13 protein-coding genes are annotated in these 15,052 nt (G+C 73.2%); 5 read left to right on the forward strand and 8 right to left on the reverse strand.

Annotation, left to right across the window (positions count from 1 at the left end):
* Positions 1-5 precede the first annotated feature (5 nt).
* Genes F4692_RS15130 through F4692_RS15150 form a run of 5 tightly spaced genes read right to left on the reverse strand, consistent with a single transcriptional unit; the run spans position 6 to position 6,380 of the window.
* Entirely contained in the window at positions 6-281 is a 276-nt protein-coding gene (locus tag F4692_RS15130; RefSeq protein ID WP_179620556.1) for a hypothetical protein, read from the reverse strand.
* Entirely contained in the window at positions 278-1,306 is a 1,029-nt protein-coding gene (locus tag F4692_RS15135) for a hypothetical protein (RefSeq protein ID WP_179620557.1), read from the reverse strand. Before F4692_RS15135 ends, F4692_RS15130 begins: the two co-directional genes overlap by 4 nt.
* A 55-nt stretch (positions 1,307-1,361) precedes the next feature.
* Positions 1,362-3,158 carry an MFS transporter gene (locus F4692_RS15140; protein ID WP_308645331.1) on the reverse strand — a complete coding sequence of 599 codons (1,797 nt, stop codon included), beginning with the start codon at positions 3,156-3,158 and terminating at the stop codon, positions 1,362-1,364.
* A complete protein-coding gene (locus F4692_RS15145) occupies positions 3,155-3,874 on the reverse strand; it encodes an LppX_LprAFG lipoprotein (RefSeq protein WP_179620558.1) in 720 nt (239 codons plus the stop codon). The genes F4692_RS15140 and F4692_RS15145 overlap by 4 nt, the downstream gene beginning before the upstream one ends.
* Positions 3,875-3,878: 4 nt before the next feature.
* The gene (locus F4692_RS15150) at positions 3,879-6,380 is read right to left on the reverse strand and encodes a DNA gyrase/topoisomerase IV subunit A (protein ID WP_179620559.1); all 2,502 of its coding nucleotides are present in this window, start codon (positions 6,378-6,380) and stop codon (positions 3,879-3,881) included.
* A 114-nt stretch (positions 6,381-6,494) separates the two neighbouring features.
* Here F4692_RS15150 and F4692_RS15155 point away from each other — a divergent pair, with 114 nt between their 5' ends.
* From F4692_RS15155 to F4692_RS15165, 3 genes are read left to right on the forward strand one after another with little or no spacing between them, the layout of a single operon-like run.
* Entirely contained in the window at positions 6,495-9,209 is a 2,715-nt protein-coding gene (locus F4692_RS15155; RefSeq protein WP_308645332.1) for a GNAT family N-acetyltransferase, read from the forward strand.
* 23 nt (positions 9,210-9,232) lie between these two features.
* Positions 9,233-9,814: a DUF5998 family protein gene (locus tag F4692_RS15160; protein WP_179620560.1), complete on the forward strand. Its 582-nt coding sequence runs from the start codon at positions 9,233-9,235 to the stop codon at positions 9,812-9,814.
* A gap of 7 nt (positions 9,815-9,821) precedes the next feature.
* Positions 9,822-10,955 carry an alkaline phosphatase family protein gene (locus F4692_RS15165; RefSeq protein WP_179620561.1) on the forward strand — a complete coding sequence of 378 codons (1,134 nt, stop codon included), beginning with the start codon at positions 9,822-9,824 and terminating at the stop codon, positions 10,953-10,955.
* Between the two features lie 4 nt (positions 10,956-10,959).
* Here F4692_RS15165 and F4692_RS15170 read toward each other — a convergent pair whose 3' ends face one another.
* Complete coding sequence (locus tag F4692_RS15170) at positions 10,960-11,613, reverse strand: thymidine kinase (RefSeq protein WP_179620562.1); 654 nt, start codon at positions 11,611-11,613, stop codon at positions 10,960-10,962.
* A gap of 44 nt (positions 11,614-11,657) precedes the next feature.
* Between F4692_RS15170 and F4692_RS15175 the strand changes: the two genes are divergently transcribed.
* Positions 11,658-12,476 (forward strand): sulfurtransferase, encoded by an 819-nt coding sequence (locus tag F4692_RS15175; protein WP_179620563.1) that lies wholly within the window; start codon positions 11,658-11,660, stop codon positions 12,474-12,476.
* A gap of 18 nt (positions 12,477-12,494) precedes the next feature.
* Here F4692_RS15175 and F4692_RS15180 read toward each other — a convergent pair whose 3' ends face one another.
* On the reverse strand, positions 12,495-13,328 hold the full coding sequence (locus F4692_RS15180) for an MOSC domain-containing protein (protein ID WP_179620564.1): 834 nt from the start codon (positions 13,326-13,328) through the stop codon (positions 12,495-12,497).
* On the reverse strand, positions 13,325-14,284 hold the full coding sequence (gene sepH / locus F4692_RS15185) for a septation protein SepH (RefSeq protein ID WP_179620565.1): 960 nt from the start codon (positions 14,282-14,284) through the stop codon (positions 13,325-13,327). Before sepH ends, F4692_RS15180 begins: the two co-directional genes overlap by 4 nt.
* A gap of 130 nt (positions 14,285-14,414) precedes the next feature.
* Between sepH and F4692_RS15190 the strand changes: the two genes are divergently transcribed.
* On the forward strand, positions 14,415-15,050 hold the full coding sequence (locus F4692_RS15190) for a trimeric intracellular cation channel family protein (protein WP_179620566.1): 636 nt from the start codon (positions 14,415-14,417) through the stop codon (positions 15,048-15,050).
* Positions 15,051-15,052 lie beyond the last annotated feature (2 nt).

Consider the following 15,052-nt stretch of genomic DNA (forward strand, 5'->3'; position numbering starts at 1 on the left):
GCAGGCTAGTCCTCGCGCTTCTCGGCCAGCCGGGCGCCCAGGATCCGGGCGTAGTCGGGATGGCGGCGTACGTCGGCGGGGCCGGAGTGGCCGTTGAGGAACCGGGTGGCGACCTGGCGGAACTCCGGGCTGCACTCCCGGAGGTCGGCCTGCTCCAGCATCCTGCGCAGGCCGCCGCCGTCGTCGGCGGACGCGGGGTGCGAGCGCTGCACGGACTCGATGCGCCGACGGATGTCCGCCAGTGCCACGCCGAGCGGGTCGTGGGCGTCGGTGCCGCTCACGGGCCGGCCACGTCGGGTGCGGCGAGGACCGGCAGCGAGTCGTCGGGGTAGCGCAGGTCGCGGACCGGGAGCAGGGAGAAGCCGAGGTTGACGAGGCCCGCGCTGAGGAAGAGGCCGTCGACGACCATGAGCGCCCACGAGTAGACGTTGACGAGCCGACCGGCTGCGTCGACCCAGGTGATCGCCGAGGCGGCGAACTCCTCGAGGATCGCCGCGATCATGTCCATGTAGGGACGCAGGCCCTCGATCGTGATCTGCAGCCCGTCGTGGAGGAAGATCACCCGGTCCTTGCGCTCGCTGATCCCGATCGCGTGGTCGCGCAGCAGGTCGTCGAACTGGTGGAACCAGTCGAACACCCTGCTGGCGGCGTTGCCGCTCCACCCGGTGTCGAGGTAGGCGATCGACTCCGCCACCTCCTCGCGGATCGCCTCCCAGTAGAGCTCCAGCCGGTGCAGCGCGTTCCACGTCTCGTCCAGGACCTCCCACTCGCCCGCGAGGGAGTCGAGGAGGCCGTCGATCGGGCTGGAGTAGAGGTTGGCGAGCGAGAGCCACGCGGTCAGGCTGGCCCCGTAGTCGAGGAAGCCCCGAACCGTGGTCCAGTCGCTCCAGTCGCCCGGCATCGCGTCGGAGTCCATCGCGTCGTAGACGGACGACCTCGTGGCACCGTGGTCGTCGGGATCGCCGCCCAGGCTCTGGTTGTCGGGCAGCGACTCGGCATCGGTCATGAGGGCGTCGAGCCGCTCCCGTGCTGCCTGGTCGACGTAGCGGTACTCGTCGGCGCACTGCTTGATGGCCAACCCGGCACTGGCGAAGTACCTCGGGTAGTGGTGGCCGCGCTCGTAGGCCTCGATGAGCTGGGCACGGCTCTCGACGAGCATGTCCTGCAGGTGCATGAAGACCGCCCCGCCGGAGGCGTCGGGGATGCGGTCGGCCTGCAGGCGGGCCATGCCGATGGTCTGGGCGCCGAGGAAGATCAGCTCGTCGCCGACCGTCGTCAGGACGTGTGGGGTGACATCGAAGCTCATGACAGGTGCCTACCCACGGTCTGCCGGCGCTACAACCTCCCGGATCCGGGGAGGCTCACCCGCCCTTACCCACCGCGTCGCGCACGGCGATCCTGGTCGGCCCGACCTGACGGAACAGCACCAGCGCCAGCACCGCCGCGACCACGGCGCAGCCGGCCGCGCCCCAGAAGACCGCGTGCTCCTGGGCGATGCCGGCCACCCGCAGCAGGTCGGAGAACTCCGTGCACCGGCTCTTCCCGTCGCAGACCTCCTGCACCGGCGGGACCGCGCGCTGCTCGGCGTAGTAGCGCCGCAGACCGATCGTCGTGAGGGCGGAGATCCCGACGAGCATGCCCACCATCCGGGCCACCACGACGAACGCGCTCGCGACCCCGTGGACGTCGTCGTCGGTGTGGGCGAGGAGGGCGGCGTTGACCGGCGCGAGGGCGAGACCGAACCCCAGCCCGCCGACCACGAGCGCGACGTTGGCGACCGGCTCCTCGATGGTCGTGAGCCCCCAGCGGGTCATCAGCACGAAGCCGACGGCCGCCATCACCATGCCGAGCGCCGTGACGACGCCGGGGGAGAGCGAGCGGATCAGCCACCCGCCGGCGACCGCGCCGACGGGGAGGGCGAGCAGGAAGCGCACGAGCACCAGTGCCGCCGGGAGCTGGTCGTCGGGGTAGACGGTCGTGCGGGCGAAGAGCGGGATGTCGATGAGCGCGGCGATGAGCGCGGCGCCGATGAAGAAGCTGACGAGCAGGGCGCCCCACGCGGGCGTACGACGCAGCGCACCGCGGGGGACGAGGGGGTTCGCGGCGCGGCGCACGTGCCACGCGAAGGCCGCCGAGGCCACGACGGCGCCGAGCAGGTACCACCGGCCGCGGGGGGAGAAGACCTCGATCTTGGGGTCCGCCGTGGCGAACGCGAGGATCACGCCGCCGAGGGCCGCGGCGAGGAGCAGTGCGCCGGCGAGGTCGGCGTCGACCAGCACGCGGACCCATCCGCGGAGGTCGAGCAGGGGTCTCGGCGCGAACCAGCACCACGCCACGAGCAGCAGGAACGCGCCGGTCGTCACCGCGCCGATCGGGGTGAGCCAGCGCCCGTCGCCGGCGAACGGGATGAAGAGCTGGCCCCAGGTCAGGTCCCGCATGAGCGCGGGGGGTCGCAGGAAGACGACGGCGGCCGCGGCGAGGGTGGCGAGGAGCAGGAGCGCGCCGACGACGTCCGGGCGGGAGCGTGGCGGGCGTGGCGCCGGCTCGGCCCCCGCCGCGGTCGAGCGCGCGCGCGGCGCGAGCGTACGGATCGCGGCGGCGAGGACCAGCCCGACGGCGAGGTTGATCGCGAAGATCGCGCGCCAGTCGGAGACGGCGAGCACCGCCGCACCGAAGAGGGGGCCCAGCACCGAGCCGATCTCCTGCACCGCGGACACGACGCCGAGCGGGATCCCGCGACGCTCCGCGGGGTAGAGGTCGGCGACCAGGGCGAGCGTGGCCGGCACGAGGCCGCCTCCGCCGACGCCCTGGAGGAAACGGCCCGCGACGATGCTGGGCATGTCGTAGGCGACCGTCGTGATGAGCGAGCCGAGCGCGAACAGCACCAGCGCCATGACCAGGACCGGCACCCGCCCGCGCTGGTCGGCGATCCGGCCGATGAGCGGGAGCATCGCGACGTAGCCGAGCAGGAAGCCGCTGACGATCGGGGCGGCCCGCTGGAGCTGGTCGATCGGGACGCCGACGCCGGTCATCATGTCCGGCAGCGCCAGCACGACGACGTAGGTGTCGGCTGCGGCGAAGGCGACGGCGACCGCCGCCATGGCGAGGAGGACCCGGGAGGTGCGCGAGACCTCGACCACGCCGGCGGCGGCGCTCACGGCGCGGTGATGTCCTTCTCGGTGCCGTAGTCGGCGAAGTCGACGGTGTAGGTCATCTCCTCGGCGCGCGGGTAGAAGATCCCCGTGAGGGTCGCCCGGCGCAGCTCGCCGTCGTCGGTGACCTGCCACTCGACGTCGAAGGTGTCGCCGGAGGACGACGGGATGATCGCGTCCATCGCGTCGCCGGGCACGGTGCCGGAGTAGGTGGTGAGGACCTCGGTGTTGTTGCTGCCGCCGCGCACGCTCTCGCCGGCCACGGGGGAGTCGGTGAGGCCGAGCAGGCCCGCGAACCCGTCCGCGCCGATGAGGCCCGACGGGTCGGGGGCGCCGTACTCCTTGGGGTTGACCTTGTCGTAGCCCGGGGTGAACGGCAGCTGGGCGTAGACGGTGTCGTCGACGGCGATGACCGGCACGTCGACGGTCTGGCCGGCGAAGACGACCGTGATGGAGCCCTCGAAGGCGGGCGCGTTGGTGAGCGTGCCGACGGCGCGGGTGATGCCCGAGACGCCTTCGGGGAGGGCGTCGGTGGAGAGTGTCAGCTCGACGCCGCTGGTCTCCTCGAGCGTGGTGGCGGCCGTCGCCAGCGCCTCCTCGGGGGTGGGTCCGTCGTCGCCCCCGCCACCGCTGCCGCCGTCGTCACCGGAGCAGGCGGCGAGGGTGGGGAGGGCGAGGAGGACCGCGGCGGCGGTCGTGGCGAGACGTCCGGAGGTGCGCATGGGCTCAGCCTTCCACAGGCTTGGGCGCGCCGCCGGGAGTCGCGCCGGCCGCCACCTGGGCGGCGACCGGCGAGGCGACGGCGGCGATCGGCTGCGGGGCGGGGACGCCCGAGCCGTCCCGCTTGCCGGTGGCCTCGGGGAGGTCGATGGGCGCCCCGCTCGACGCCGCGGCGCGTGCCGGTCCCGGTCCGGCCCACGCGGCGACGAGGACGTCCTCGCCCTTGAGGAAGCGGTGGCTGCGCACGCCGCCGGTCGCGCGTCCCTTGCCGGGGTACTCGCTGAAGGGCGTCACCTTCACCGCCCCGGCCTCGGTGCCGGGCAGGGCCGTCGAGGAACCGGAGGCCGTGACGACGACGGCGTCGGCGGGGTCGAACGCCCCGAAGAACGCGACGTGCTGGCCGGCCCCGAGCTTGATGCCGGCCATGCCGCCGCCCGCCCGGCCCTGGGGGCGTACGCCCGAGGCGGGGAAGTGCAGCAGCTGGGCGTCGGAGGAGATGAAGCACAGCTCCTCCTCGCCGGTGGTCAGCTCGACGACGCCGACGACCTCGTCGCCGTCCTTGAGCCCGATGACCTCCCACTCGTCGCGGCCGAGGACCTCGGGGTTGACCCGCTTGACGATGCCGTCGCGGGTGCCGAGGGCCAGGCCGGGGCCGTCGGTGGGCAGAGCGCTGAGCGCGAGGGCCCGCTCGCCGGCGTCGAGCGACAGGATCTCGCTGAGCGGCAGACCGCCCTGCAGGTTGGGGTCGTTGGCCGAGTCGGGCAGCTCCGGCATGTCGAGCACGCCGACCTTGAGCAGCCGGCCGCGGTTGGTGACGACCCCGACCTCGCCGCGGGCGCTCGTGCGTACGGCGCTGGTGACGACGTCGTGGTTGGCGCGGCCCTCGCCGTGGCCCGGCGGCGCGGCGGACGTCGTACGCGCGAGCAGCCCGCTGGAGGACAGCAGCGCGAAGCACGGGTCGTCGGCGACCTCCAGCGGCGTGGCGCTCGCCGCGGTCACGGTGGTGCCGGCCGAGGCGAGCAGGACCGTGCGGCGCGGCGTGCCGTGCTCCTTGGCGACGTCGGTGAGCTCGTCGGACACGACCTTCCGGAGCAGCTTCTCGTCGGCGAGGATCGCGTCGAGGTACTCGATCGTGCGCTCGAGCTCGGTCTTCTCCTTCTCGAGCTCGAGCTTGGAGAACTTCGTGAGCCGGCGCAGCGGCATGTCGAGGATGTAGTCGGCCTGGGCCTCGGACAGGTCGAAGACCGAGATCAGCCGCTCCTTGGCGGCGGCGGCGTTGTCGGAGCCGCGGATGACCTGGATGACCTCGTCGATGTCGAGGATCGCCACGAGCAGGCCGTCGACGAGGTGGAGGCGGTCCGCGGCCTTGCTGCGGCGGAAGACCGAGCGGCGCCGCACGACCTCGAACCGGTGGCCCAGGAAGACGTCGAGCAGCTCCTTGAGCCCGAGCGTGCGGGGCTGGCCGTCGACGAGGGCGACGGCGTTGATGCCGAAGGAGTCCTCCATCGGCGTCTGGCGGTAGAGCTGTTCGAGGATCGCCTCGGGGACGAAGCCGTTCTTGACCTCGATGACCAGCCGCAGGCCGTGGTCGCGGTCGCTGAGGTCCTTGATGTCGGCGATGCCCTGGAGCTTCTTGGCGAGCACGAGCTTCTTGATCTGCTCCATCACCCGCTCGGTGCCGACGCCGTAGGGGAGCTCGGTGACCACGATGCCCTTGCGGCGCGGGGTGACCGACTCGACGCGGGCGGTCGCGCGCATCCGGAACGTGCCGCGGCCCGACTCGTAGGCGTCGCGGATCCCGTCGAGGCCCACGATCTTGCCGCCGGTCGGCAGGTCCGGGCCGGGGACGAACCGCATGAGGTCGTCGAGCGAGGCCTTGGGGTGGGTGATGAGGTGCTTGAGCGCCTGCACCACCTCGACGAGGTTGTGCGGCGCGATGTTGGTGGCCATGCCGACCGCGATCCCGGCCGAGCCGTTGACCAGCAGGTGGGGGATGGCGGCCGGCAGGACGACCGGCTCCATCTCGCGCGAGTCGTAGTTGGGCTTGAAGTCGACCGTGTCCTCGTCGATCGAGGCGGTCATCGCGACCGCGGCGGGCGCCATCCGGCACTCGGTGTAGCGCATCGCGGCGGGAGCGTCGTCGGGCGAGCCGAAGTTGCCGTGCCCGTCGACGGTCCGCAGCCGCATCGACCACGGCTGGGCCATCCGCACCAGCGCGTCGTAGATCGCGCCGTCACCGTGCGGGTGGAGCCGGCCCATGACCTCCCCGACGACGCGGGCGCTCTTCACGTGCCCGCGGTCGGGGCGCAGGCTCATGTCGTCCATCGTGTAGAGGATCCGCCGCTGGACCGGCTTGAGGCCGTCGCGCGCGTCGGGCAGCGCCCGGGAGTAGATGACCGAGTAGGCGTACTCCAGGAACGACGTCTGCATCTCGTCGCGGATGTCGGTGTCGAGGATGTGCTCCTCGAAGTCGTCCGGGAGGGGCTGCTTCGTCGTACGGCGTGCCATGCGCGCCATTGTCCCCGCTCCGCCCCGCCCACCCCGCGGGGGCACGCCGGGGCGGCACCCACGGATCCGAGGGGACGGGCGCTCTTGCGGGTTCCTTGCCGATAGATTGCGGGTGTGACCGAAGCGGACCAGCTCTCGACCGCCCCGGCGCCTCCCCGGCACTGGGAGGCGGACGTCCTGCTGCGCGACGGTCGTACGGCGCACATCCGGCCGATGATGCCGGAGGACCGCGCGCTGCTCGTCGAGTTCTACAGCCGGGTCTCGGACCAGTCGAAGTACTACCGCTTCTTCTCGCCGATGCCCGAGCTGTCCGAGCGCGACCTCGACCGGTTCACGCGGGTCGACCACCGCGAGCGTGTCGCGATGATCCTCCTCGTCGCCGGCCAGATGATCGCCGTCGGGCGCTACGACACGATCCGCCCCGGCTACGCCGAGGTGGCGTTCCTCGTCGAGGACCGCCACCAGGGCCGCGGGATCGGCCAGCTGCTCCTCGAGCACCTCGCCCAGGCGGGCCGCGAGCGCGGCATCGAGGAGTTCGTCGCCGAGGTCCTGCCCGACAACCAGGCGATGATCCACACCTTCAAGGACGCCGGCTACCAGGTGAAGAGCGCCTTCGAGGACGGCGTGATGGAGCTCGTGTTCCGCATCGACCCGACCGACACCGCCATCGGCGTGATGGAGCAGCGCGAGCACCGCGCGGAGTACGCCTCCATCGAGCGCTTCTTCTCCCCGAGGTCGGTCGCGATCATCGGCGCCAGCCGCCGCCAGGACACCATCGGCCGCGCGCTCGTGCGTCACCTCGTCCTCGGCAACTTCACCGGCCGCATCCACGTGGTCAACCCGAGCGCCGACTCCGTCTCCGGCATGCCCGCGTGGAAGACGGTGGGGGAGATCCCCGGGGAGGTCGACGTGGCCATCGTCGCCGTGCCCGCCGAGTCCGTGCAGGACGTGGTGCTCGACTGCGCCGCCAAGGGCGTCCACGGGCTCGTGGTCATCTCGTCCGGCTTCGCCGAGACGGGCGAGGAGGGCCGGATGCGGCAGCGGCGACTCGTCGGGCTGTCCCGCTCCTACGGCCTGCGCCTGATCGGTCCCAACGCGCTCGGGATCATCAACACCGACCCCGACGTCCAGCTCAACGCGTCGCTGTCGTCGGTCATGCCGCCGCGCGGTCGCGCCGGGTTCTTCTGCCAGTCCGGCGCGCTGGGCTCCGCGATCCTGGAGAAGGTGCAGAACCGTGGCCTCGGCCTGACGACCTTCGTCAGCGCGGGCAACCGCGCCGACGTCTCGGGCAACGACCTCCTCCAGTACTGGGAGGAGGACGACGCCACCGAGGTCGTGCTGCTCTACCTCGAGTCCATCGGCAACCCGCGCAAGTTCTCCCGGATCGCCCGACGGGTCAGCCGGCGCAAGCCCATCGTCGCCGTCCGGTCCGGGCGCAGCTCCCAGGGCGTCCCGATGGGCCACGCGGTCCGCAAGATCGGGGCACCCGCACAGGCCGTCGACGCGATGTTCCGCCAGGCCGGGATCATCCAGGTCGAGTCGCTCGAGGAGATGTTCGACGTCGCCCAGCTGCTCGCGCACCAGCCGCTGCCACGCGGGCGCCGGGTCGCGATCGTCGGCAACTCCGACGCGCTCGGGCTGCTCGCGGCCGACGCCGCCAACTCGGTGGGCCTGGTCGTCAACCGGCAGGAGGCGCTCGGCGCCGACGCGACCGCCGAGGACTTCGAGGACGCGCTGGACGCCGCGATCGACGACCCCGAGGTCGACGCCGTGGTCGCGATCTTCATCCCCCCGCTCAACGTCACCGGTGCGCGCGAGGAGGTCGCCAACGTGCTCGCGGCCGTCGGCGAGCAGTCCGACAAGCCGATCGTCTCGACGTTCCTCGGCACCGAGGGCGTTCCCGAGCTGCTGCGCGTGCCCGACGTCGCCGGGTCGAGCGCCGGCCGCGGGTCGGTGCCGTCGTACCCCGCCGTCGAGGCCGCCGTCCGCGCGCTGGCTCGCGTCGTGGAGTACGCCGTGTGGGTGCGCGTGCCGCAGGCCGCGTCGGTCGAGGCGAGCACCAACGACCTCGACGCCGCCCGCCACCTCGTCAACGAGGTCCTCATGCGCGACCCCGAGGGCCGCGACCTCGACTACCCCGAGCTCAGCCGCCTGCTGCACGCCTACGACATCGACCTCTGGGACACCTACGCCGTCGAGACGCTCGACGAGGCGAGCACCGCGGGGGAGGCGCTCGGGTGGGACGTCGTGCTCAAGGCGACCGCCGACCACCTGCGCGACCGGCCGGACCTGGCCCACGTGTGGCGCAACATCGACTCCGCCGAGGAGATGGCGATCGCCTGGCGGGCGCTCAACGAGATCATCACCGACCCCGAGAAGGCCGGCTTCGTGGTCCAGCGCAACGCGCCCCCGGGAGTCCCGGTGTCGATCAACACGATGGAGGACCCACTCTTCGGGCCGGTCCTGTCGTTCGGGATCGGCGGTCCGCTGACCGAGCTGCTCGGTGACCGCTCGTTCCGCATCCCGCCGCTCGCCGACCACGACGCGCAGGACATGGTCCGCGAGATCAAGGCCTCACCGCTGCTCTTCGGCTACCGGGGCAGCGAGATCGTCGACGTGGCCGAGATCGAGCGGTTGCTGCGCCAGGTCGCCCAGCTCCAGCACGACCTGCCGCAGGTCCGGGCCCTGCAGCTCCCGCTCGTGCTGGCCGGTGCCGGCGCGGCGACCGTGCTGGGGGCGTCCGTGCGGGTGGAGCCGGTGAAGGACCCGCGCTCGGACTGGTTCGTGCGCCGGCTCAGCACGATGCCCGGGGACACGCTGCCCGACTGACCGGCGCGTGACAGACTGCGGCCATGCCTCGCTCCACCCGTGACGCGGACGTCTCGCAGGACCTCCGCCAGGCGATCCACCGCACCGGCTACTACCCGGAGGTCGTCGCCGACGGCGTCTTCTCCGCAGCCGGCGGCGAGGAGGTCGTCTCCTACTTCGTGCACCACGAGACGACGTTCGACCACGAGGAGGTGCGCCGCCACCTCACGGCGCTCCTGCTGACGCCGACGCGCCTGGTGATCGCGCACACCGACGAGCACCCGGGCGACGACCTGCTGCCCGAGCCGTACACCTCGACGACCACCGAGGCGGTCACCCTCACCTCGATCCGCACGGTCGTGGTGACCCGGATGGTCGCGAACCCGACCGCGGGCGTCGCGCCGCCGGCCGAGGCCGTCCTCACGATCGGCTGGGGCGGCGTCGGGCGTCTCGACCTCGAGCCGGCCGCCTGCTCGGACCCGGACTGCGACGCCGACCACGGGTACACCGGGACCCTGGCCGGCGACGACTACACCCTGCGCGTCTCCGCTGCCGCCGAGGGCGCCGACGCGGTCGCGGGGCTGCTCGACTTCGCCGAGGCGCTGTCCTCGCGCACCCGCGGGTGAGCGGCCGGTGACGGTGCCCGAGCCGTCGGGCTTCACGGCCCCGGCCTACGGCGACCGCTCGCTCGCCGACGTCATCCCGTCCGTCGCCCGGGCGCTGGGGTCCCCGCTGGACGGCCTGGCCGCGGGCCTCGACCTCCCCGACGCGCCGTCGTACGTCGTCTTCCTCGTCGACGGGATGGGTGCCGAGCTCCTCGCCCGCCACGCGCACGCCGCGCCCTACCTCTCCTCGCTGCTCGAGAAGAGCGCGACGGGTACGGCCGGGGTGCCCTCGACGACCGCGACGTCGCTCACCTCGCTGGGCACGGGCCTCACGCCGGGCGCGCACGGGCTCGTCGGCTTCACCGCCCGCATCCCGGGGACCGACCGGCTGCTCAACCACCTGTGGTGGGACAAGCACGTCGACCCCCTCGAGTGGCAGCCGCACCCGACCGCCCTCGGCCGGCTGGCGCACGCCGGGGTGCAGGTCACGTCGGTCAACAAGCGCGACTTCGACGGCTCGGGCCTGACGGTCGCCTCCCAGCGCGGCGCGACCTACGTCGGCGCCGACCGCGTGGGCGAGCGGATCGCCGCGACGGTCAGCGCCTCCTCGTCCGCCCCGTCGCTGACCTACGTCTACGACTCGGACCTCGACTGGACCGGGCACAAGTTCGGCGTGGCCTCGACCCAGTGGCTCCAGCAGCTCGCGATGGTCGACGCCGAGGCGGAGCAGCTGCGCGAGGCGCTGCCGCCCTCCACCCGCCTCCTCGTGGTCGCCGACCACGGGATGGTCGACAGCCCGCGCGGGTCGCGGGTGGACGTCGACGAGGTGGACGGCATGCGCGACGGGGTGGCGCTGCTCGGCGGCGAGGCGCGCTTCCGGCACCTCTACTGCTCGGCGGGCGCCGTCGACGACGTGGCTGCCACGTGGCGCGCTGTGCTGGGGGCGAGGGCGACGGTCCTCACCCGCGAGGAGGCGGTCGCGCGCGGCTGGTTCGGTGACGTGGCGCCCGGCGTGCTGCCGCGGCTCGGCGACGTCATGGTGGCCTGCCACGACGACACCGCCGTCGTGTCGAGCGTCGACTTCGCCTACGAGGACACCCTCGTGGGCCTGCACGGCTCGCTGACCTCCGCGGAGATGGTCATCCCGATCCTCCTCGGCTGAGGGGTCAGCCGAAGGGCAGCGGCTCCGGGGCCAGCGAGACGGCCTTGGCGCGGGCGGCGGTCAGCCGGCGGCGGTGGTGCTGGCGGCACAGCACCTCGTAGGCCACGTCGGCCGGGGGCTCGTCGACCTGGTCGACGTCACCGACGACGATGACCTCGCCCTCGACGACCATCGCGCCGTTCTCGGTCCGCGCGTTGTGGGTGGCGCGCTTGCCGCACCAGCAGAGGGCCTCGACCTGGAGGACGTTCATCCGGTCGGCGAGCTCAACGAGGCGGGCGCTGCCGGGGAAGAGGAGCGTGCGGAAGTCGGTGAGGATGCCGAAGGCGAACACGTCGATCTGGAGCTCGTCGACGACCTTCGCGAGCTGGTCGATCTGCTCGGAGGTGTAGAACTGCGCCTCGTCGCACACGAGGTAGTCGATGCGCCCGCCGCGGGTCAGGGTGTCGACGACGTACGCCCAGAAGTCGAACTCGCCGTCCACCTCGAGCGCCTCGTGCGTCAGCCCGAGCCGGCTGGACACCACGGCGGCGCCCGCGCGGTCGTGGGTGGTGAAGATCCGGCCGACCCGTCCGCGGGCGGCGTGGTTGTGGTTGGTCTGGAGCGCCAGCGTCGACTTGCCGGAGTCCATCGTGCCGGTGAAGAAGTGCAGTTCAGCCATGTCCGGGCGATCTTGTCACAGCCCGGCCGTGGGAGGCTGCCGACATGACGGACGGACCACTGATCACCCCCGACGAGCTGGCCGCCACGCTCGGCTCGGTCACCGTCCTGGACGTCCGCTACCTGATGGGCGGACCGCCGGGACGCGACCTGCACGCCGCCGGCCACGTCCCGGGCGCGGCGTACGTCGACCTGGACGCCGACCTCGCCGACCCGCCGGGCCCGGGTGGTCGCCACCCGCTGCCCGACGAGGCGCGGTTCGAGGCGGCCATGCGCCGCGCGGGGGTGCGCGCGGACCGGCCGGTGGTGGTGTACGACGACTGGCAGGGCCGCGCGGCGGCTCGCGCCTGGTGGCTGCTGCGGCACCACGGCCACCGCGACGTCCGGGTCCTCGACGGCGGGTGGACCGCGTGGCGCGAGGACGGGCACCCCGTCGAGACGGGCGCCCCCGACGTCGTGCCCGGCGACTTCGCGGTCTCGGCCGCGACGCACGCACCGCTCGTGGAGGCGGACGACGTGCTCGCCGTGGACGTGCTCGTCGACGCGCGCGCGGCGGAGCGGTTCCGCGGCGAGACCGAGCCCGTCGACCCGGTCGCCGGCCACATCCCGGGCGCGGTCAACGTGCCGACCACCGAGAACCTGGACGAGCGGGGACGGTTCCGCTCCCCGGAGCGTCTGCGCCAGGCGTACGCCCGGGTCGGGGCGGACACGACGTCGAGCGTCGCCGTCTACTGCGGCTCGGGCGTGACCGCGACCCACGACCTCCTCGCGATGGAGGTCGCCGGCATCGGCGCCGCGCTCTACCCCGGCAGCTGGAGCGGGTGGATCGCCGACCCGACGCGTCCCGTGGCCACGGGGGAGTGACCCGGCGCGGCGATCGCGTCAGCCGGCGCGGACCTCGTCCCCGACGCTGATCCGGCCCGACGTCTCGGGCACGAGGTGCGCCGCGAACATCGTCTTGCCGCCGACGAGCCGGTGCCGCGCCAGGGAGCGGATCGGCTCCTTCGCCGTGGTGAGGGTGCGCGGGTCGATGGTGGTCATCACGCACCGGCTGGTCGGCTTCGCCACCCGGAACCTCACCTCGCCGACGACGACGCTCGTCCAGTGGTCCTCGGCGAACGGCTCCTCGCCGTCGACCACGAGGTTCGCCCGGAAGCGCTCGACGGGCATCGGGTCGTGCGGCTCCTCGCCGAGCTCGAGGGCACGCTCGGTGATCCAGTCGTCGAGCTGGCGCAAGGAGGCCAGTGATGCGACCGTCACCGGGAACGCGTCGGCGAAGGCGGTGAAGTCCGTGGGCTCGGAGAACCCGGGCTGGAGGTTGCGCGCCTGCGGGTCGTGGCACCACACCAGGCGTACGTCGTCGCGACCGACCGCCCGCCTGACCCACGCGTCCGCAGCCGGCGCCGGGACGGCGTGCAGGTCGAGCGAGAAGAGCCGCACGGGGACCGGGTCCCCCGTGGGCACGTCCAGGTCGAGGTCCTCCAGGCCGGGGGCGCGCAGCCGCAGCGCCGAGGTGACGCTGGGGTCGGTGGCCGGCGTGTCCGCGGTGACGGTGAACGTCTCGTGCGCCTCACGCGCCGAGACCAGCCGGCCGTCGGCGTCCACGAGCATCCACGACCGGTCGTCGGCCAGGCCACTCGCCAGCACCTGCGCGGACGGGACCGGGCGGACGGCGCCGGACTTGAGGGGGTGGACGTTGAGCTGGAGCAGCCTCACCGCTCGCTCGGCCCGCCGCCGAACATGATCTCGTCCCAGCTCGGCACGGACGCGCGACCACGCTTGCGGGCAGGCTTGGCCGGGGACTCGGCCGGCTTCCCGGCAAGGTCCGCGGACTCGGCGGCGTCGTCGGCCGGCTCGGCCGGGGCGTCGCGGATCTCCATGGTCGTCTCGGTCGCCGACGCCTCGTCCATGGCCGCCTCGTCCGTCGCCGACGCGCCCGTCACCGTCTCGTCGGTGACCGTCTCGTGCGTGACCATCTCGATCGCGTCGTCGCCGAGCGGGACGTCGTCACCGACCGCGGTGAGCCGTCGCTGCCGGGCCGCTGCGAGGTCGTCCGCGGCGGGCTCCGCGGTCGGTCCCGGGGCGGACTCCGCGGCGGGCGCGGCGTCGCCGACCAGCCAGCGGGCGTCGTCGTCGTCGACCGTCACGTAGTTGCCGCGGGGGTCGTGGGAGAAGGTCGCGGTGCCGACGCGTCCGGCCACGTCGTAGAGGCCGGTCAGCGTCCAGCGGCCGTCCTCACGGCGCCAGGCGTCCCACTCGACCGCTCCCGGGTCGACGTTGACCGAGCGCAGGTGGGCGTCGACCGCCTCGCCGAGGGTGCGGGCGCCCGACTCGGCGGCGCGACGGCGTACGGAGGCCAGCTGGGCACGCTGGGCCACGTGGGCGCGCTCGGCCAGCACGGGGGCCGCGAACGGCATGATCTTCTCGACCGACGTGCCGGCGGCGTGCGCCACCGCCTCGGGGGTCTCCCCGGCACGGATGCGCGTCTGGATGTCGCGGGGACGGAGGCTTGATTCCATCGGGATCTCCAACTGGGCGTCGCTGTCGGGTGCGCTCGAGAGGGCGCGGCGGAGCCGGGTGTCGATCACCAGGCTGTGCTCCTGGCCCGACTCGTCCACCAGTCGCAGGCGCTTGCCGTCCCGGCTGCGTCCGGTGAACGTCAGCTTGGCCATGGACGGCGGGCTCCTGCCTGGTCTGGTGGGTGCGATCACGGCGCTGCCGGCACCGTTCCGGCGAGCCTACGCCAGCGGATCGCAGCGGGCCGGCACGCCTGCGGCGCGCCGGTGGCCCTAACCTTCGGATGTGCCCGAGACGGAGTTCGCGACCACCCTGGTGGTGCTCGACCTGACCGGCATCTTCGTCTTCGCGGTGACCGGGGCGCTCGTCGCGGTCCGCAAGAACCTCGACCTCTTCGCCGCCACCGTCCTCGCCGGCGTGACCGGCCTCGGCGGCGGCTTCATCCGCGACGTCCTCATCGGGGCCACGCCCCCGGCTGCGCTCGCCGACTGGCGCTACCTCCTCGTGCCGGCCGCCGCCGGCGTGCTCACCTTCTTCTTCCACCCCGCGATCGGGCGGGTCGAGCGGGTGGTCACGCTCTTCGACTCCTTCGGCCTCGCGCTGTTCTGCGTCACGGGGACGCTGAAGGCGATCGACTACGGCCTCGGACCGCTGCCGGCCGCGCTGCTCGGCATGGTCACCGGCATCGGCGGCGGCATCCTGCGCGACGTGCTCGCCGGTCGGGTGCCGGTGATCTTCGAGGGTGCCCTCTACGCCACCCCGGCCCTGGCGGGCGCGGGCGTGGTCGTCGTGCTCGACCGCCTGGGCGTCCCCGGGGCGGGGCTGGCCGCGGCGGGCTTCACGACCTGCCTCGGCTGGCGGCTGCTCGCGCTGGTGCGTGGGTGGCAGGCGCCGATGCCGCGTGGTCCGGCCAACGTCTGAGG

The sequence above is a fragment of the Nocardioides cavernae genome (assembly GCF_013410035.1).
Taxonomy (GTDB): domain Bacteria; phylum Actinomycetota; class Actinomycetes; order Propionibacteriales; family Nocardioidaceae; genus Nocardioides; species Nocardioides cavernae_A.